This is a genomic window from Paeniglutamicibacter antarcticus, assembly GCF_039544305.1.
GTDB lineage: Bacteria > Actinomycetota > Actinomycetes > Actinomycetales > Micrococcaceae > Paeniglutamicibacter > Paeniglutamicibacter antarcticus_C.
On the sequence record NZ_BAABLK010000094.1, the window covers coordinates 1 to 17,097 of the forward strand.

Genomic DNA, 17,097 nt, shown 5'->3' on the forward strand with positions numbered 1-17,097 from the left:
TATTCATAGGTTGCCATTTTTCATCTCACGTTTTCCTCAAACGGGGTGGCAGCTGAACTGGCTGCTTGAGCCATGCAACCGTCTCCCGACGTTTTTGCGGTGCGAAATATGTAATTGTCCCCAGCATTCTCCACTTTTGGTCAAGTTTCTAGGGCTCACGTCGATTCATCGAAATCCTCCCGCGTAGCCTGATCCGTTTCAGCAGAAAGAAGCCTCCGCTTTGTGCCTCCTGCTTTGGAGGATTCAGGTGGCTTCCACCCTTGCCAAGGGGCTGAACTTGAGCACCCGCGAAACCGGGCCACCGGCAGCATGGCCAAGAGCACCTTCACGAAAGAGCTCATCTTGTTGCTCTGGGGGCTATTGACTCGGGATTGCTCTCGGACAAGGCTGCACAAGGCGCTGGAACCCCTGATCCAGCGCAAGGTTCCGTCAACTGATAGTCGATGTCGTCCTGAACCAGTGCTCGGAATTCTGTGCGGCGACAAACTGAATCCCCAATCGTGCTGGATATTTTGGTGGCGGTTGTAGTTTCGCCGTTTTTCGGCGATCCTCAGTTATCGCCGGGCCACAGCACTCTGCTGGTAGCCGGACTCCAACAGCACTCGCAGCAACCCCCGGGTGTCCGGCACCATGCTTACCTCGGTCCGCTGCCATCCGGGGTCGCGGCCTGCGACCTCGACGACTGACTTCACCTCTGCTGATAACAGCCCACGAACTGCATAGCAGCTTCCTAATTCAGAGATCCAGTCCAGTTGGGCCGCTGGAGGGGACCAACCGTTGTGGATGTTTGCGGCATGCATGAAAAGCCACTGCAAGATGATCAGCCGCTTTCGAGACTCGGTAGTATTCCGATCGCCATGAAGTTGAGAATCGAAACCGTAGTGGTCCCCACAAGCGTCGCCGGTGGCACTCTCCGACCATCTTTGCCACTTCCTGGTCTCTGGTCTCCAAAGTCACTATTGGCGATCCCCAACGGAACAAGGGTGGCTCTGTTGATGCGCTGCGACCGTGGGGCTTCACGAGGTGCAGCCCTGTATCAATCGGTCACCCGGGATGTGGTCGGTTTGAACAGCCCCTGGGATCACGCTCACTGAGACAGTTGCCGGCACACTTCTGTTCACTTAGCAATCCTGCTAAGACAGACGAAATATTCCGACCCTGGGCACCGTCCGGAGAAAAACTCCCCATCTGGACATGAAGGAGGGGTGCACGTCCGTAAGCTCAACTCCTCCGTCGCGATGCCTCCCAACCACTGTTTATGTCGTTGATCCGGCGATTGCTCCCCCTATGGTATTTTCCGATGGATACTCGTCACCAAAGTTGGAACCAGGGCCGGCATCAATGACCACATCGCGTTCAAGAAGAGGGTTTCGGTGAGCTGCTTGCCCTCCACAACGACTCCTTTGGTTTTCCAGGATTCCACCCCAGCCAACGGTCCAAGAAGACATCAGCAGGTACTCGGACCGTGGCCAGCAGCTTTGTCGCCAGATGCCTGAACGAGTCCGCCCAAGATTGGTTCACGGGTCCGTTTCCAGCAAGCGGGTAAAGCGAATGACAAAGTTCCGTTGCCGAGGTGCCTCAACTGCCCGCGGATCGTGGCTATCCCGCACGCAGGAGATCACTTCGTGTGCAGGCAAGCCGTCATGATCGCCAAACACACCAATGATGTCATTGTCGTGCCGAAGCCTCCCTTGTAGGCAATTTCTACCCGCTCATCGGCCGCCCGGATCCATCCTTCGTGCAGGGCAGCTTCAACTCCGCGGCGATCTCGTCACAGTCGGAAGCCGGAAGCCGGACCAATGGACCCACCACAAGTCCCAAGTCACCGGCAGCGGCCGTTTCCTGAGCAGGTGGAGTCCGAACTCACGTACGAGGGCGGCCAGCAAGGCGCGACGGAGACCGCGATCCCGGACCATCCTTCAGGATGGAAGCGTCCCATGTCCGGTGGCATCCGCAGGCTACGACCTCATGGCCGGGAAAATATCGTCCCCCCCTGACCGATCAACCGCTGTCGGGTTCCTTTGAAAGGCTAGCGGCCATGGTTACGTGAATGGGTTCTGGCGATACGTTCGTTTCCACGCTTGTAATTTCCGGTGAGTCTGGCCATGAGCATTTGCGGATCCTGGGCATTCACCTCGATAAGGAAACGTTCAGCGGCTCCTGCCCGAAGCGTTGCGGCCCGGCTACCATGATGAAAGATCACTACATCACCGCCGCGCACTTGGTATTCGAATCCTTCTGGTAACCCAGTCATACAAGCATTCTTCCTCATCAATGAAAGCGATCAAGAAACCGGTCCGACTGGAGACTAGTGATTAGTCGCCATGGGCTGCATGGGTGCTTTCCACTCGCTCAGCACCAAAATTCAGAACTTGATGGTGTGGTGCCCCCGCAGTGTATGTTCGCTGCTCTTCCCTTTTGGAATTGGCATCCCGGCACATCCGGTGAACAGATGAAAGAATGAGAACCATGAAGCAGAATGGGAACTTTTTACTGCAAGGTCCCCGAGGGAGACGCCTGTGCCTGGAGATCGCGAAGGAACTGGATCCAGACCTCTACGGGTTTGCTTGGTTGCTGACAAACGACCTTGAGCCAGCGACTGGTGCATCTCACGTCTTGGTGCCCTCGTCCTTCGACGACAGCCACGGCTCTAGCTTCAAATCAGTTCCTGAAGATCCATCCACCCAGCAGCTCGCTGATGCCATCGCTTCCCTCGATCTCACCAATATCGATGATTTCCTGGTGCAATCAAGCCTCGAGCTCTCAGTTTCCAGCGCCATGTATTGGCAACCACCTGACGGTGATGACGTACTTGCACGGCTCGCCGCGATCCAGGTAGCCCTTGTTCCCATAGCCGAGCACATCATTGTTTCATCCGGCACTCGCTGGTGGTCAGAACCGCGCCAGAAAAGGCAGTGGGGTATCGAAAGCAGGTCGGCGGATGATCCAGCACCGTTGCCAAGAAACCCACAGCAGACCTTGCGCCAGTGGGGAAAAACCGAACGATCTGAAGAGCAACTGGCCGCTCGGCAGCGTCCGCGTGATCCGCACGCGAACTGGTCAGGCACGTGGTGGTCCATTCCACGCGGCCTGATCCAAACCGTCGGACAGATGCCGGCAGGGCTGGACCTGATAGAGGATTCGTTCGGGTATGACCAAGCGGTTGCGATCCCGGTGCGCGGCATCGGCAAGACCTTGGAAATATGCACGGCCGAAGACTGGATTTCCTTGTGCCGCTCATTCCCGCTCGAAGTCACCGCTTCCCGTCGCCATGACTGGTTCAACACCACCGGGCGTGACGGGCGCTGGGTGATTCCAGACTGGGAGCAAGTCGCGACCCAATGGGACGCCGTTCACCTGACGGTCATGGGCTATCTCAATGCTGCAACACGCACGCTTCAGATCGACACCGATACGGCCTCGGTCATTGCCGGGTGGGACCCTGACAGCACCATTTGGTTAACGGACCTTGCCCGGGAATGGGAAGGCCCGCGCCAGGTGTGGAACCGAACCAATGACACATGGATCTTGGCGCCGTAGGACTCAGGTCTGCCCGGCACCGCGGCTCACGATTCCATGCCACTGCGGGGTTCTTCAGCGGCAGAAAATCGCCGCTTCCCAGCACCCACCCTCCCTTTGCGATTCATGAACCAACGCGTCCACATAGTGGCTAGGAAATTCCCCGTTTAATGGATGGAACGGACCCGACGTCAAGTCCCATGATGACCGTGCCGGTTAAGCAGCACCGAGCCAAATGGAATTGCCAAGCCGGCCGCACACGCAGGATGCGTGCCCTACTGCTTGCGATAAGGCAAAATGGAACCACGATCACATCACGGACGATCAGGCAAACCTGTGTAAGAGCCACCCCTGGTTTCCCAAGTACTTTGGGTTGTCCCCGAGTCATTTACGTCGGCATGGGAGGAACGACTGACCAGTGGAGGCCACCTCCTCGAAGGGACCACCCTCACCCCGCGGCACACCTGAGCTCAGTCGATTGCTCTCTAACCGCGCAGCTAATCTGAACTCGACCCATTTGAGAAGGCAAACGCGATGCACTCATGGCCGAAGCACCCACATTCACCCAATGACCCCCGGGAAGCACGGGACCCGAGAAGCGGAGACGTGTTGAGCAATCGCTCTAAACCATCCGAGAATCACTACGGCAACGATTCCGCCGAACTTCATGGGGCAGGTGCCGCACCCAAGGGCTTCGGGCTCAGCACCGGCATGCGCAGTGCGCGCACCGTGTTAGGTTTCGCTTGGTTCGTGCTCGGGACAGGAACTTCGTTGCTGCTCATGGGCGCCATCATCTTCATAGGCCAAGCAGCATGGACACCACTGGTCTTGCTGTGTCTGGTGGAACTGGTGTTCATCGCAGCGTTCCTTGCCTTGGTGAACTTGGCCAGAGCCCGTCGGACCCAGTCGAACCATGCAGGTATTGATTTCCGTGAGGAATGCTAGCCGCGCGCACCACCCCAAAAATCGTTGTTGCTGGAGCCGCGGAGCCATCCACCTAGCCACGCGGGAAGGCCCGGAGCCTCTGTCTTGCCGCGGTACCAGGCTCAAGCGTCGCGGGAGTCGATCCCGACGTTGATCCAGTACGCGAGTTCCCCATCGTCCTGAAGATGTTCGAAGGGCACGGTCAGCCACCCCGGACCCATGGGACGGCCCTTGCCCATGTACGCCGGTTTCCCTCCCCGTTGGCATAGCTCGTCATAATCGGCGGGAGCAATACGCACCAGTAGGTTGCCGTCGATGCTGGCAGAGACTGACAACCGCGCATCTACCATGAATGACAGCCCGCCGAACATGCGAACTTCGCGCACGTTCGGGAGTGAGGCCATCGCGTCCCGGACCCTGTGCACCAGAGCCTCCTGTGGGCTTGGCGGGCGCGGGGTAGTCACTGTCCGCCCTTGGCAATGCAGTCTTGCCCGTCGTCGTGACGGTTGAGCATGTCGATCATGCCGTCCCGGATGGTAGAACGAAGGTTGCCACCGGGCATCTCAGCGTCACATAAAACACCGGAAGCGGGGTCATCGTGGACCTCACCGAACACGGTGATGCTGCGGACCGTCGAGACCAAGCCCAGCACACCTCGAAGGAAACCCTCCGTGGAATCCATGTGGCGCACTGCCAGGGAAGCGATAAAGTTCAGGTGGTTTCTCACCAGTCCGCGCAGTTCCTGCTGTTCTCCATATGCATCCGATCCCGCGGCGGGAATGCGGTAGTACTCCTGTAGCACCGACGGCGCTGAAACTGGGACGGTGGCCTTCACAGCCCACTCCCTTGGTTGAAGTTGAAAGCGTACCCCCGAATATGAAGCGATTGATGGAGCTTGTCAAGGGACCAATCACGCGGGCCCGGCTGTCTGTCGGGAACTCCGGCTCCCCGAAACGGCTTCCTCCCGCCGCTTCAACACGCTGGCCTCGCGCGAACCCGACCAAGGGCTGTCCCGAAAGCGCGGGCTCCGCACGGGCTAAGACCGGGTCGATCTTCGTGGGGGATGCCTCGCTTCCCGCTTCCCCGTCGCACTTCTTGACAACCCTGAATCGACATCGATATGTTCGGGAGATGGAACGTATCTGGGCTTTTGAAACATCGGCAATCTCGGCGGTCCTCGTGGATTTTCTCGACCCAGCACTCGCTGGTCAACCTGACATCCGGGAGCGCGGCGTACGCCTGGAGATCCGGCCTATGGCGGTGGGCAGCATCGCCACGATCTATTCCTCGCCCGCGCTCTCGTTGAAACCAGCAATCATTCGTATCGATATGCTTGAATCAGCGCCGCATAAAGCCGACCGCATGCACTTTCATCCCGGCATGGTTGACGGGGAGCCAGAGGAGAGAACCTTCGACGAGAAGATGGGTGATAACCCCATCGACTGGCTGCGCTCGTACCTGGAACAACTCCATGACTGGGTTGGGCAGACCGACGGCTGCTCAATAGCTCATGCCGCGGAAGCCATCACCCGGGAAACAGCGGAATTACTTGACAAGGCCCGTCAGCCGTGGCCCGAGGTTGCCCACGATGAGCGTGGCCTGGTGGTTGGCTGATATGTACCTGAGTTTGTCAAGGGGCAGAGAAGAACGACTCCGGGCCAGCAAATGCCTGGGGTCGTTCTTCATGTACCGCTGCGGCAGTTGAAGGTGTGGGCGCGTCTTTCGACAACGAGGTCAATGCTAATATGCGCGGGTTGGGTACCGCATGACAATTGTTCGGCAGGAACATATCGAGGTCTAGATGCGGGCGTCGCCGGAACTTGCGTTCGGGCTGTTCATAGCCAAATGTCGAGTTAGCTCCGCGTGCTGCCCTCTTCGCCTTCAACGGACCGCAGGGTACGTCTGTGGGATCAAGCCACATGCATGGCAGCCTCCGTGAAGATCGGTTCCCGGGCGGCCTTCTTTTGCAAGGGTGCCGCCACGGACCAGCACCAGCCGGCCAACTCGCGGGCGACCGCAGTGTTCGCCTTCACACGCATCTTCGCGCGCTTGTTGAACTGCTCCCAGACGCGGTGCAACCGCCGGTTTCCCTCCAGGGCCCGGGCCCTGGAGGCCGAATCGACCAACTGGAACTGCTTCACCAGACGGGCCCCGTGACGCGCATACGGTCGGTCATGCAGCCCGGCCGTTTCCACCAGCAGGCGCCGGACGTAGGTGTTCCCGGCCTTGGTGATCGAGCCTTGGCTTCGGGTGAGGCCGGAGTAATGCTCGGAGGGCACCAACCCGACGTAGGAGCCCAGGGAGGATCCGGTGAACCTCGTCCAGTCCCCGATCTCCACGGCCAGCCCGAACGCGGTGGTGACGTCGATTCCGCGGAAGCACATCAGCGCGTTGATGACTTCTTGGTATTCGCAGGTCTGGATCTGCGCGATGATTTCGGTTTCCAGGCGTTTGAGGTGCTCCTTGAGCATCCCCACCAGCTCCAGGTCGGCCTCCAGGGTGAGCTGGGCAGTCTTGTGTTCGAAGTGCTGCCGGCGCAGCCACTCCAGATGCTGGCGGGTCCAACGCGACTTCTGCGGATAGTAGAGGCCGTGACGCAGGATGAAGGCATTGACCCGTTGCTTGGCGTGGGCCAGTTCCTTGGCGGCCTTCTCCCTGGCCCGGGATAGGTCGCGCAGGGCTTCCTGCTCCTGGGTGGGCACCCGGACCCGGGTGACTTCGCCTAGGGACAGCATCTTGGCAAGGTTCAAGGCGTCACGTTTATCGTTCTTAATGTGGTCTCCGGGGCCCGCATGAGCTTCGAGGGGGCCGCGATGAGGCAATCGACTGCGTGGTCGGTCAGGAACCGGGATAGGCCATACCCGGTGGGCCGGCCTCGTAGACCACCTGCACCGGTGCGGCAAGCGTTTGGATCCAGGCAAGGACAGCGACCGGGTCGGGGTTCATCTTGGCGCGGATGACCTCCCCGGTGGCTGTGTCCAGAGCACATGCAACGATGGTTTTGGCATGGACATCGAGTCCAATAAAGGTACGCTCAAACATGTCGGGACCTCCCGAGTCTCAAATGCGGCACTGTCAGTCAATACCCGTTCCCGGGAGACCGAAGGGGTTTTTGGTACTGGGTAATCCCCGAAAAATTGATGCCGTGTGGGTCCCTACCCCTTCACCTCATATTGTCTAGGCCGAGGGCACCTTGCGTTCCTGTTTCTGCGTGTACTCGGTAGCGGAAGGTGTAGCTGGATGCTTCGGCAACAGAACCATCAAACGAACGCTCGCACGATGGAACGGATAAGCGGTCACTATTCCTGGAAGTGGCCTCTTGAACGTGGGCCAGAGGAATGTGGCAAAATGCCTAACAGCAACCTCGAGAAAATGTCTGTGAGTTGCCATGCTGGTGTCGGGGCTTGCCAGCGCGGACTTTTTGACGGCGCTTCGTTTCGGCTCCGCTTCCGCGATCTTTGTTTCCCCCGGGCGATGGCGGCATCACCTCCTTCGCTGTCCTCGGTATTGCGGCTTCCCCGCTACTCGGTGAATTCATTTCGGGAGAATTCTAAGGAACCACTGAACTCCAGGCAACGCCGCTGAAGTACACCGTTTACCACGGGAACGCGATGGGTGGCAACCGGAAACTGATCGAAGCTATCGAGCTAAATGACAAGCTGAGGATACAGCCTGCAGGTCGGGACCCGCTACGCGGAGCAACCGAAATGCGCCTCACCACCAGGAAGATCCAAGGCCCAGAGCCAGAAGACTGAACTCCTCCGCGAAAGCGTTGGCCGCAGCGCCCGGGTTGGCCATGATCCACGGATGCTTGCGATGTTCGCGGGCCAGACCGGTGCCTCTGGCTGTGAATCCAGACGCCCCAACCTATCGTTGGCAACTGGACTGAGGCAACATCCCCCAGCGTCCCCGAGCGTGGACTAAGGCCCTGCCGGCAGCAGTGGCTGTCCAGATTCCGACGCCCAGGAATATCGGCGAACCGAGGATGCCACACCAGAAGCTTCTCTCGATGGAGTTCTCAGGAAACAGCACCGCGATGATTGCGGCCGCGCTCAGGAGCGCACCTGCCAAATACAGCACCGGTTGCCCGAAGACGGGTGCAAGCGCCAGGAAATGAATGCCGACGACGACCAGCACCAGCGGTGCGATGAGGTCAGTGCGCTCGGCGCGAATGGCTAAGAAGGCCAGAAGACCCGCAAGGATCATTTTGGCCCAGAACACGATGATGTAGACCAGTAATGCCGTTGTTCCGCTACGCAGTGCAGTTGGCATGTTCCAGCGGTTGATCGCCATCGGAATGCTCACCGCGGCAAGGACGAGACCATCCAGTCCCAGCAGCCCGAGAACGACACGCCACCACCACTGTTCCGGAGGGCCTGCCTACGCCCAGCCTGCCTAAGCGAAACACGCGATACCGAAAATCGCCCCGATCATCACCAGATCACGTGGATATTCCAGTTCAGCATGGTTCCCTCCGCCACCCACGATGCTCACCGCACGGGTCGATGGGAATGCCAAACAACCATGTGCAACGTGGCGTGATTTCACGTATCCGGTTTGCCGGCCGAAAAGGGGTTGAGCACCACCCCAACGCGGGGGCGAATCCGTTTTCATAACGGTGGCTCAGGTGTCTTTCGACTCCCTGATGTGTGGTTTTCTACATTCACGCCTGTATCGATCGTGTCGGGGCTTCGGGCAAGAGACTAGGCAGGTTGTGAGAAATTCGCCTAGGGTGGGAACGGACGAAAGGAGCATTTCATGAAGAAAATCCTCATGGTACTGACCAGCGTTTCCGAGATCGGCAATACGGGAGAGAGCACCGGCTACAACGTGGCCGAGGCTGCACACCCTTGGAAGGTCTTCAAGGATTCAGGGCATTTTGTCGACTTCGCGTCCATTAAGGGCGGCCAGCCCCCGCGCGACGAAGTGGATTCGGAAGATCCCATCCAGGTCGCCTTCACGGAGGACGAGACCACGCGAGCCGGCCTGTACAACACGGCCCGCGTCGAGGTCGTTGATCCCGACCAGTACGATGCTGTCTACCTTGTGGGAGGCCACGGCACCATGTGGGACTTCCCGGACAGCGAAGGCCTTCAGAAGCTCGTGGCCAGCGTCTACAACTCCGGAGGCGTAGTGGGCGCGGTCTGCCACGGACCCGCCGGCTTGGTGAACGTGGAACTGGACAACGGGTTCCGTCTGGTCGAGGGCCGGCGAGTCGCGGCGTTCACCAACGATGAGGAGGTTGCCGCGGGCAAGGACAAGGTCATTCCGTTCTTCCTGGCGGACCGACTCGAGGAACAGGGCGCCACTCACGTCCCGGGCGATGTCTTCGAGGAGAACGTCGTGGTGGACGAACGGCTAGTGACCGGTCAAAACCCTGCTTCTGCAGCCGGTGTGGCCAAGGAGATGGAGAAGCTGCTGGCCGAGGTCATCCACCAGGAAAAGGCCGAGGAACAGCACGACTCGGAGGCACTGCGCGCGGAAAAGGACGCCGAGAAGGCGGCCGCAGAAGCAGCAAACACCGAACACTAACGTCAGCAACACGCTGAAATTGACGGTCGTCCCATGCCGGGGCGGCCGTCATTCTTTATTTCGGACCAACTTGCGTCTCTTTGAGCACAGCAGGGCCACTCCCTTCGCCGCGCCAAGTGGGTTCCGCGCCCTAGGCGCGGGCCTGGACAAGATTTGCGAACGGCAACCTGCCATGGTGTTGTCGGAAGACCACATGCAGATTCGCCTGAACCGTATTGATCTCTTCGTCAGGGAACTCCTTCCAGGCAATCAGGAGGTCTCCGGCATCCGCCAGTTGCCAGATCAGCCGACCGTCCCAGTGCCCCGGCGGCTTTCCTTTTCCGAAGTCCACGAACTCTTGGATCTGGCGTCGGAGCCCCCGGTTTCCCTTGCTGCCGGGACCGGCCTTGCCGATGAACAAGATATCCGCGTCTGCAACCCATTCAGCACAAAGCCCTGCTTGAGGCAAGGTGGGGTTCTTCTTCTTGAAGATCCCGGCGGTGCTTTTGGTTAGGAACCGTGGGTCAAACCCCTCGGGACGCAGCACGGCGAATACCCCCGTGTGTTGTGGAATTCGGTTGATCTCCAGGGCGGTGATTGGCCTAAATCCGGTGAACCCGTCATCTTTGAGTGCTTTTTTATTCAACGGCATTGCATTCCTAAGATCTGGGTGGCGCGATTGCTGCGGAGGCTCTCACGTGGGTGCAGTGACTTCGCACCTACGATGCTACCCGTCCGGGGGTTGCGCACTTTTATCCCTTGCCCCGTGGAAGGTGGTCATCCCGGCCGCGCTCAGGCACCCAGGTGTCCCCTGGTATCCAGCCCCTCGTCCGCCATGCGCTGGGCCAGTGACTTGCCGGGCTGCGCCATGACGGGCTTGGCTGCGGAGGATCCGAAACTCTCGTTGCGTGCCCGGGCGGGATTGTTCAGGTACCCCGGGCCGGGCAGCAGGGACTTGGCCGAGAGGTCCCAAGCATCAAGTGCCTGCAAGCTGATCCCGCGCGGCCCGGTGCGGCGGGTGAGCCCGTGGACCAGCAACAGCCTGGTGGAGAAGAGCAACGGGCCGCAGCGCCTCTGGGCCTCGTGGAAGAACGTGGCATCGATGCATCCGGTGCCGTCGTCCAGCGAGATGAACACGACCCGGCGTCCTCCCCGCATCGGCGGGGTCTGGGTGGCAACCCGCACCCCGGCCACCAGCACCTCGGTGCCGTTGCGCATCGCCAGCAGGTCCTGTGAGCGCGAGACCCCCAGTGACGTGAGCAGCGGGGCATGGGAGGACATCAGGTGCGCGCTGACGTCGATGGAGAGCAAATCCAGCTCGGTGCGCACCACCTCGTCCATCGACGCAGGCTGCGCCCCGATGCCCATGGTGGAGATCTCAAGGTCCCCCAGCGGCAGGGAAAGCTGCCCGGGGATCGGCCGGTGGCGCGGTGCCAACGCCTTGGCGCCGGTGCCACGCAGGTGTGCCACCAGATCCGCCCGGTTCCCGCGTCCGGCCTGGGCCTGCAGGGAATCGAAAGCCCCTAGTGCGGCAAAGTGGTTCAGCGAGGTGCGGTTGAGTCCTGCACGCGCCCGAACGTCGGCGATCGAGTCGTAGGGCTGGCCTGCGGCCACCCGGGTGACCTCCCGCTCGGAGACCCCGCGGATCCCGCGCAGCGAAAGTCTGATCCCGTACCTCCCCGGTGGTGTGGCACCCACCGCCCGCGGAACCACCGGCAAAAGAGCCGGCGGGAGCATCCCGTCAAGATTTTCCACCTTGTAGCTCGGGGCGGAGCGGTTGATGTCCAGCGGCAGGATCGCAATGCCCATGCGCCTTGCCTCTGCCACCAGCAGCCGCTTGGGGTACATCCCCGGATCATGTTCCCATATCCCGGCCAGGAACGCCTCGGGATGGTGGGCCTTGAGCCAGGCCGAGTGGTAGGTGGGTACGGCAAACGCCGCCCCGTGCGCCTTGCAGAACCCGAAGGAGCCAAAGGCCGCCAGCGTGTCCCAGACCTCGTCGATCACCGCCAGGCTGTAGCCGCGTTCCAGTGCGCGGGAGCGGAAGAGCGACTCCACCCGGGGTTCGGCCTCAGGGTTACCCAGCAGCCGGCGGTATACATCGGCCTTGGCCAACCCGCAGCCGGTCATCACGTCCAAGGTCCGCAGCACCTGTTCGTGGAAGACGGTGACCCCATGGGTCTCGGCGAGCGCCGGTGCCAAATCCGGGTGGGGGTATTTTTCCGGTGCGAAGCCGTGGCGGTTTTCCAGGTACGGCTTGATCATGTTCGACTGCATGGGCCCGGGGCGGAAAAGGGAGATGTCGATGATGAGGTCGTTGAATTCGCGCGGGGCGAGCTTGCCGATGAGTTCGCGCTGTCCCGGGGATTCGATCTGGAAGCATCCCAGGGTGTGGGTGGAACGGATGAGTTCGAAGGTAGGTTCGTCATCCAGCGGAACCAGGGCGAGGTCTATGGCCCCGGTGGGGCCGATGTAGTCCGGTATCTGCCCGGGCACCCCTGCCCGGTGTCCCCCTGCCTTGGCCACGGAGGCCGCGTCGGGGTGGATGCGGATGATTTCCTCCAACGCGTAGGTGATGGCCGATTGCATGCGTACCCCCAGCACATCGAGCTTGAGCATGCCCATGGGGTCCATGTCGTGTTTGTCGAACTGGCTCATGGGCAAGGTGAGCCCGCTGGGCTCGACGGGGGTCCGGTGCAGCAGCCCGGCGTCGGAGAGGATGACCCCGCAGGGGTGCATGGAGATGTGGCGAGGAAGCCGATCGAGGCGCTCGGTGAGGTCCACGAGCAGGTCGAGCTGTTTTTCGGTGCCGAGCCGGTCGGCGAAGGGTGCAAGTTCGGGTTTTTCCTCCAGGGCTTCGCGGAAGGACGAGGCGGAGAAACGCCAGAGTTGCTTGGCGATCACATCGATGTCTTGCTCCTCCATGCCCAGTGCCGCCCCGGCGTCGCGTACCGCTCCCCTGGCGCGGTAGCCGTTTTGCATGCTCATGAGGCTGACGCGTTCGGCGCCGAAGCGTTCGAAGATCCTTTGGTAGATGTTGTGGCGTTGGGCGGATTCGACGTCGATGTCAATGTCGGGCAAGGTGGCACGGTCCCGGGAGAGGAAGCGCTCGAAGAGCAAGTCGTGTGCCAATGGGTTCACCTGGCTGATGCCGATGAGGTAGTTCACCAACGAGGAGGCGCCCGAGCCGCGGGCGGCGGAGCGTATACCCATGTCCGTGATCATGGAGCTGACCTCGGCGACGGTGAGGAAATAGGGGGCGAAGCCGAGGTCGGAGATGGTGGATAGTTCCATCTCCAGGCGCTGGCGCATCAGGGGGTTGTTCGCCTCGGCGGGGATCAGGCGGGTGATACCTGCCTCGGCGCGTGCGGCAAGTTCGGCATCCGGTGCTGCGGTGATCCCGATGATGTGGGCTTCGGGCACCACGGGGATCCCCCACCCGGTGTCGGCCACCGGGTCCAGGCGTGCCCAGTCGGCGAGCGCCGCGGTGTTGCGCAGCAATGTGGGCCCCAAGGAAGTCTCGGAAGCGGAACGCCCTATTTCCGTGGCGAGGTGGTGCATATGTTCTGCTGGCTTGAGCCAGCCCTGCCCGTTGGGTTGGATGTCATTGAGGGTCGACAGGGAGCTCAGTGCCCGTGCGGAGTCCAGCACATCAGCGGTTGCCGCCCCGTCGGGGTCCGTGTACCGCACGGCGTTGGTCAGCACCGGGGCGATGCCCACTGACGTGGCGCAGCGCAGCATGCGGATTGCGTGTGCGGTGCTGAGTCTCTCTCCCGGACTGTTCAGGTGTGTGGTGATTTCCACCCGTAGCGCGCTGTGCCCCAGCAGGGTGCGCCAGCTACGCAACAATGTGCGGGCCTTGGCGTAGTCGCGGTGCCCGGTTGCCAGGCCGATGTCTGAGCCTGGTCCCAGCAGGACGGTGAGCAGTGCCTCCCCGTCGCGGCCCAGTGCGTGGCTGGCCAGTTCCTCGCGGGTGATCCCAGATTGCCCCTTGGCCGCTCCGGCGTTTGTGGCTGGTTGGTGTGCGGCGGTGACCAGGTGGCAGAGGGCAGCGTACCCGGCTCCGTTGCTGTGTCCCTTGGCCAGTACCACGAGGCGCCCTGCCGTGCGCATCGGAGCCAGCTTGCCAGATGCCGCGCGTCCCGGTGTGGGCTCGAGGATGGCCAGATCGACTCCGAGGATGGGATCGATGCCGTTTTCGATGCAGGCCTTGAGGTGCTTAACGCTTCCGTAGAGACCGTCGCGGTCCGTGAGCGCCAGAGCGTCAGCCCCGTCGGCGAGCGCCGCGGCGACGAGGTCCTTGGGCCAGGAAACACCGTAGTGTGCGCTGAAGGCGGAGGCCACATGCAGGTGGGTGAAGCTCATGCGCCTGCCCCGGTTCTCTTTTGCCCATCATTCGGTGGTGCCATGATGGCGGTTCGCTCCCTCTATGATGTCTCGCGCCCTTCCCATCCCCCCTGCATGGGCAGCGCATCCGGACCTTACCTTGGTGCCGTGGTTTCCCGGTGCCCTGGTTTGTGCGGCTCCGTGGAGGGGTTGATTCATTCTATTAGAATATGTGTTCGAATCAAGCCATTTGGCCATCCCCGCCACCGGCTTCAAGGAAAAGCTTGCGACCTCCCGCCCCTGACCTGCAACGGGAAGCCCGGAGGTGAGGATTCCCACCGGCAAGGATTTATATACCTTCGTCGGTGAGGAGTTTTTCAAGGGCCACGAGATAGGCCTCGGAGTAGCTGGGGAACTGCGGCACCATGTCGCGCAACACCTTCAGCGGGACGCGTCCCCTGATGGCCATGGACGCTTGGTGGATCCACTCGCTGGCTTGCGGGGCAATGGCCCAGGCACCAATCAGCATCCGCTGGTGCCTGTCAACCAGGATGCCCATGTCCCCTCGCGGGGCCTGTTCATGGGTCCACGGCTTGACGATTGCCTCCGGCAGGTTGACCCGAACTGCCACCGCATCGATTCCACGCTCCTCGGCCGCCTCTCGGGTCAGGCCGACTGCGGCGATTTCCGGGCTGCTGAACACCACGCGCGGGATCCCGTCATAACTTGCGGTGCGATCCCTGCCCAGGATGGAGTCGGCCACGATGCTTCCTTGGTACTTGGCCACATGGGTGAAGGGCATGATCCCGGTTGCATCCCCGACGGCCCAGAGCCCTTCCTCCGCCCAGCAATGCTCATCCACACGCACGTTGCCTCGCCCGTCAAGGGTTGCCCCGGCCCGGGCTACGTCCAATCCATGGGTGCGCGGGGTTCGCCCGGTGGCGAAGACAAGGGCGTCCACAGCGATCTCTCCGCCCTCCACCAACACCAGGACGCTGGATCCGCCACCCCCGCGTCGTCCGCTGGCCACCGAGCTGTTGGTCAGCACCTTGACACCCAGTTCGCGCAGGTACTCTTCCGCGAGCGCCGAGACCTCTGGCTCCTCACGGCCCAGCAGCCTGGCACTTCGGTTCAGCACAGTGACCTCCACCCCGAAGCCGGCCAGGAAGAACGCTGTCTCCAACGCCACCGCACTGCCCCCGACAATCGCCACGGACCGCGGCAGCGTCTTGAGCGTGTAAACCTCGCGGGTGCCCCAGGCGGTGATTTCCCCGACGCCCGGAAATTCCGGGATGAACGGTTCGGTGCCGCTGGCAATGACGACGTGGTGTGCCAAGTACTCCTGCCCGTTGGCACCCACGCTCCCGGGGCCGGTGATGGTCGCCCGGGCACGCACCACGGTTGCCCCTCGTCGGGCATACCCCTGTTCCTGCGCACTGTCATCGAGGTGCCTGGCCATGTAGTCGCGGTACCCCTTGGCCTTCTCCCAGTCCAAGGCGCCCGCCGAGGCCCCGGCAACCCTGTTGGCCTCAACGTTTACCTCGGGGCCGCGCAGGATGGTCTTGGAGGGAACGCAGGCCCAGTAGGCGCATTCACCGCCAATGAGCTCGGCCTCGAAGATGACAACCTTCTTGCCGGCAGTGAGCAGCCTGTCGGCAACAACTTCGCCGCCGGGGCCCATGCCGATGATTGCGGCATCGAATACTTTTTCCATCAGAGCACTCCCATGTTCGAGTCCCTCGCGCCCTCGGTTCAGGCGCTTGCTCCCAGCCTTGCACCTGGGCTGGGCAACGGCCATGGTCCACGATCGTCCAATCGCCTCCCCCGCCCATGCCCCTACGCACTTTCCAGATAGGCTTGGGGCATGCGAATGATGCGCCAGCGTCCGGTCTCGACCTGGCGGGACACCTCGAAGGTGCGCATGGGCCCCAGCCCGGCGAGCTTGACCTGCAACTGCCACACCTCGTAGTCCACAAGCCCGGGGCCGCGCCCGCGCTCGGCACGCAACTCCTCTTTCCACCAGTTTCGCCTCTCGAACCAGCGAACCGGCTCGGCCGCCAACTTGTATTCGCGACCCTGCCAGCGCATGCGGATCGGCACGCCCGCTGGCGTGCAGTCAACTTCGATCGACTGGGTAAAGATTCCCATTCCTTCGCCACCTTCCCGTCGCACGGCCACCCCCAGGCACCGCCTTGTCCCCGTCCATGGGGTGAAGACGGCCGTGGGGTGAGCCCATGCATCCAACCATTTTATTAGAAACTATGTTCTACACAAGATGAGATTAGGACGCATGTACGACAGTTAGTTGCTGGAGGTTCCCATTGACGCGTTTTCACGTGGGCTTATGCTTGAAACCATGACCTTGAACACTGCTCCTACGATCACCGCACTGACCTTGGGGGTGCGCGATGTCCAGCAGTCACGTGATTTCTACGTCACCGGACTGGGGTTTCGCGAAATCAACTTCATCCCCGGCGAGATCCTGTTCCTCCAAGCCGGCCCCGGACTGATGCTCGCATTGTGGCACGTTGAATCAATGCCCGGCGAATACGGGGATGTCGGGCACGGTCCGCTGGCGCCACCGGTTTCCCTGGGGCACAACACCTCCAGCGCCAAGGAGGTCGGCGTCCTGTACACACGCGCCCTGGCCGCGGGCGCCACCTCGATCGGTGCACCGACCACCAGGGAATGGAGCGGCACCAGCGCCTGCGTAGCTGACCCCGACGGCTTCCGTTGGGACTTCGTGCACAACCCGGCCTTCGCCATCGACGAGGACGGGACCGTCACCGGTGTCTAGCCTCCAACATTGCTGCACCT

15 protein-coding genes are annotated in these 17,097 nt (G+C 61.5%); 6 read left to right on the top strand and 9 right to left on the bottom strand.

Features of this window, described 5'->3' with window-relative positions; translation table 11 throughout:
- Window positions 1-2,050 precede the first annotated feature (2,050 nt).
- From ABEA12_RS18065 to ABEA12_RS18075, 3 genes are all read left to right on the top strand, one after another.
- Window positions 2,051-2,245: a hypothetical protein gene (locus ABEA12_RS18065; protein WP_345469178.1), complete on the top strand. Its 195-nt coding sequence runs from the start codon at window positions 2,051-2,053 to the stop codon at window positions 2,243-2,245.
- Between the two features lie 224 nt (window positions 2,246-2,469).
- Window positions 2,470-3,540 carry a hypothetical protein gene (locus ABEA12_RS18070; RefSeq protein WP_210100920.1) on the top strand — a complete coding sequence of 357 codons (1,071 nt, stop codon included), beginning with the start codon at window positions 2,470-2,472 and terminating at the stop codon, window positions 3,538-3,540.
- A gap of 585 nt (window positions 3,541-4,125) precedes the next feature.
- The gene (locus ABEA12_RS18075; RefSeq protein ID WP_210100921.1) at window positions 4,126-4,464 is read left to right on the top strand and encodes a hypothetical protein; all 339 of its coding nucleotides are present in this window, start codon (window positions 4,126-4,128) and stop codon (window positions 4,462-4,464) included.
- A gap of 101 nt (window positions 4,465-4,565) precedes the next feature.
- Here the strand turns inward: ABEA12_RS18075 and ABEA12_RS18080 are convergent, their stop codons facing one another.
- Window positions 4,566-4,847, bottom strand: coding sequence for a TfoX/Sxy family protein (locus tag ABEA12_RS18080; protein WP_210102567.1), 282 nt, complete (start codon window positions 4,845-4,847; stop codon window positions 4,566-4,568).
- A gap of 56 nt (window positions 4,848-4,903) precedes the next feature.
- Entirely contained in the window at window positions 4,904-5,278 is a 375-nt protein-coding gene (locus tag ABEA12_RS18085) for a hypothetical protein (protein ID WP_210100922.1), read from the bottom strand.
- 296 nt (window positions 5,279-5,574) lie between these two features.
- Between ABEA12_RS18085 and ABEA12_RS18090 the strand changes: the two genes are divergently transcribed.
- A complete protein-coding gene (locus tag ABEA12_RS18090; RefSeq protein WP_210100923.1) occupies window positions 5,575-6,057 on the top strand; it encodes a hypothetical protein in 483 nt (160 codons plus the stop codon).
- 296 nt (window positions 6,058-6,353) lie between these two features.
- On the opposite strand, the gene ABEA12_RS18095 is transcribed toward ABEA12_RS18090, so the two are convergent.
- The 3 genes from ABEA12_RS18095 to ABEA12_RS18105 all read right to left on the bottom strand — a co-directional run bounded on the left by ABEA12_RS18095 (window position 6,354) and on the right by ABEA12_RS18105 (window position 8,748).
- Window positions 6,354-7,193, bottom strand: coding sequence for a transposase (locus tag ABEA12_RS18095; protein ID WP_345469182.1), 840 nt, complete (start codon window positions 7,191-7,193; stop codon window positions 6,354-6,356).
- Between the two features lie 88 nt (window positions 7,194-7,281).
- A complete protein-coding gene (locus ABEA12_RS18100) occupies window positions 7,282-7,485 on the bottom strand; it encodes a hypothetical protein (protein WP_345469185.1) in 204 nt (67 codons plus the stop codon).
- 825 nt (window positions 7,486-8,310) lie between these two features.
- Window positions 8,311-8,748, bottom strand: coding sequence for a hypothetical protein (locus ABEA12_RS18105; protein WP_210100924.1), 438 nt, complete (start codon window positions 8,746-8,748; stop codon window positions 8,311-8,313).
- A 453-nt stretch (window positions 8,749-9,201) separates the two neighbouring features.
- On the opposite strand from ABEA12_RS18105, the gene ABEA12_RS18110 reads away from it, so the two are divergent.
- The gene (locus ABEA12_RS18110) at window positions 9,202-9,975 is read left to right on the top strand and encodes a type 1 glutamine amidotransferase domain-containing protein (protein WP_210100925.1); all 774 of its coding nucleotides are present in this window, start codon (window positions 9,202-9,204) and stop codon (window positions 9,973-9,975) included.
- Between the two features lie 130 nt (window positions 9,976-10,105).
- On the opposite strand, the gene ABEA12_RS18115 is transcribed toward ABEA12_RS18110, so the two are convergent.
- From ABEA12_RS18115 to ABEA12_RS18130, 4 genes are all read right to left on the bottom strand, one after another.
- Window positions 10,106-10,606: a hypothetical protein gene (locus ABEA12_RS18115; protein WP_210100926.1), complete on the bottom strand. Its 501-nt coding sequence runs from the start codon at window positions 10,604-10,606 to the stop codon at window positions 10,106-10,108.
- 140 nt (window positions 10,607-10,746) lie between these two features.
- Window positions 10,747-14,319, bottom strand: coding sequence for a DNA polymerase III subunit alpha (locus tag ABEA12_RS18120; protein ID WP_210100927.1), 3,573 nt, complete (start codon window positions 14,317-14,319; stop codon window positions 10,747-10,749).
- Between the two features lie 310 nt (window positions 14,320-14,629).
- The gene (locus tag ABEA12_RS18125; protein ID WP_210100928.1) at window positions 14,630-15,994 is read right to left on the bottom strand and encodes a dihydrolipoyl dehydrogenase family protein; all 1,365 of its coding nucleotides are present in this window, start codon (window positions 15,992-15,994) and stop codon (window positions 14,630-14,632) included.
- Between the two features lie 122 nt (window positions 15,995-16,116).
- Window positions 16,117-16,428 carry a hypothetical protein gene (locus tag ABEA12_RS18130; RefSeq protein WP_210100929.1) on the bottom strand — a complete coding sequence of 104 codons (312 nt, stop codon included), beginning with the start codon at window positions 16,426-16,428 and terminating at the stop codon, window positions 16,117-16,119.
- Between the two features lie 208 nt (window positions 16,429-16,636).
- On the opposite strand from ABEA12_RS18130, the gene ABEA12_RS18135 reads away from it, so the two are divergent.
- The gene (locus tag ABEA12_RS18135; RefSeq protein WP_345469192.1) at window positions 16,637-17,077 is read left to right on the top strand and encodes a VOC family protein; all 441 of its coding nucleotides are present in this window, start codon (window positions 16,637-16,639) and stop codon (window positions 17,075-17,077) included.
- Window positions 17,078-17,097: the final 20 nt, after the last annotated feature.

Bases quoted from the DNA above. Each gene is read 5' to 3' on its own strand.
- ABEA12_RS18065 (WP_345469178.1), top strand. From the start codon at position 2,051: ATGGGTTCTGGCGATACGTTCGTTTCCACGCTTGTAATTTCCGGTGAG.
- ABEA12_RS18120 (WP_210100927.1), bottom strand. From the start codon at position 14,319: ATGAGCTTCACCCACCTGCATGTGGCCTCCGCCTTCAGCGCACACTAC.
- ABEA12_RS18070 (WP_210100920.1), top strand. From the start codon at position 2,470: ATGAAGCAGAATGGGAACTTTTTACTGCAAGGTCCCCGAGGGAGACGC.
- ABEA12_RS18080 (WP_210102567.1), bottom strand. From the start codon at position 4,847: ATGGCCTCACTCCCGAACGTGCGCGAAGTTCGCATGTTCGGCGGGCTG.
- ABEA12_RS18125 (WP_210100928.1), bottom strand. From the start codon at position 15,994: ATGGAAAAAGTATTCGATGCCGCAATCATCGGCATGGGCCCCGGCGGC.
- ABEA12_RS18090 (WP_210100923.1), top strand. From the start codon at position 5,575: ATGGAACGTATCTGGGCTTTTGAAACATCGGCAATCTCGGCGGTCCTC.
- ABEA12_RS18115 (WP_210100926.1), bottom strand. From the start codon at position 10,606: ATGCCGTTGAATAAAAAAGCACTCAAAGATGACGGGTTCACCGGATTT.
- ABEA12_RS18100 (WP_345469185.1), bottom strand. From the start codon at position 7,485: ATGTTTGAGCGTACCTTTATTGGACTCGATGTCCATGCCAAAACCATC.
- ABEA12_RS18135 (WP_345469192.1), top strand. From the start codon at position 16,637: ATGACCTTGAACACTGCTCCTACGATCACCGCACTGACCTTGGGGGTG.
- ABEA12_RS18110 (WP_210100925.1), top strand. From the start codon at position 9,202: ATGAAGAAAATCCTCATGGTACTGACCAGCGTTTCCGAGATCGGCAAT.
- ABEA12_RS18130 (WP_210100929.1), bottom strand. From the start codon at position 16,428: ATGGGAATCTTTACCCAGTCGATCGAAGTTGACTGCACGCCAGCGGGC.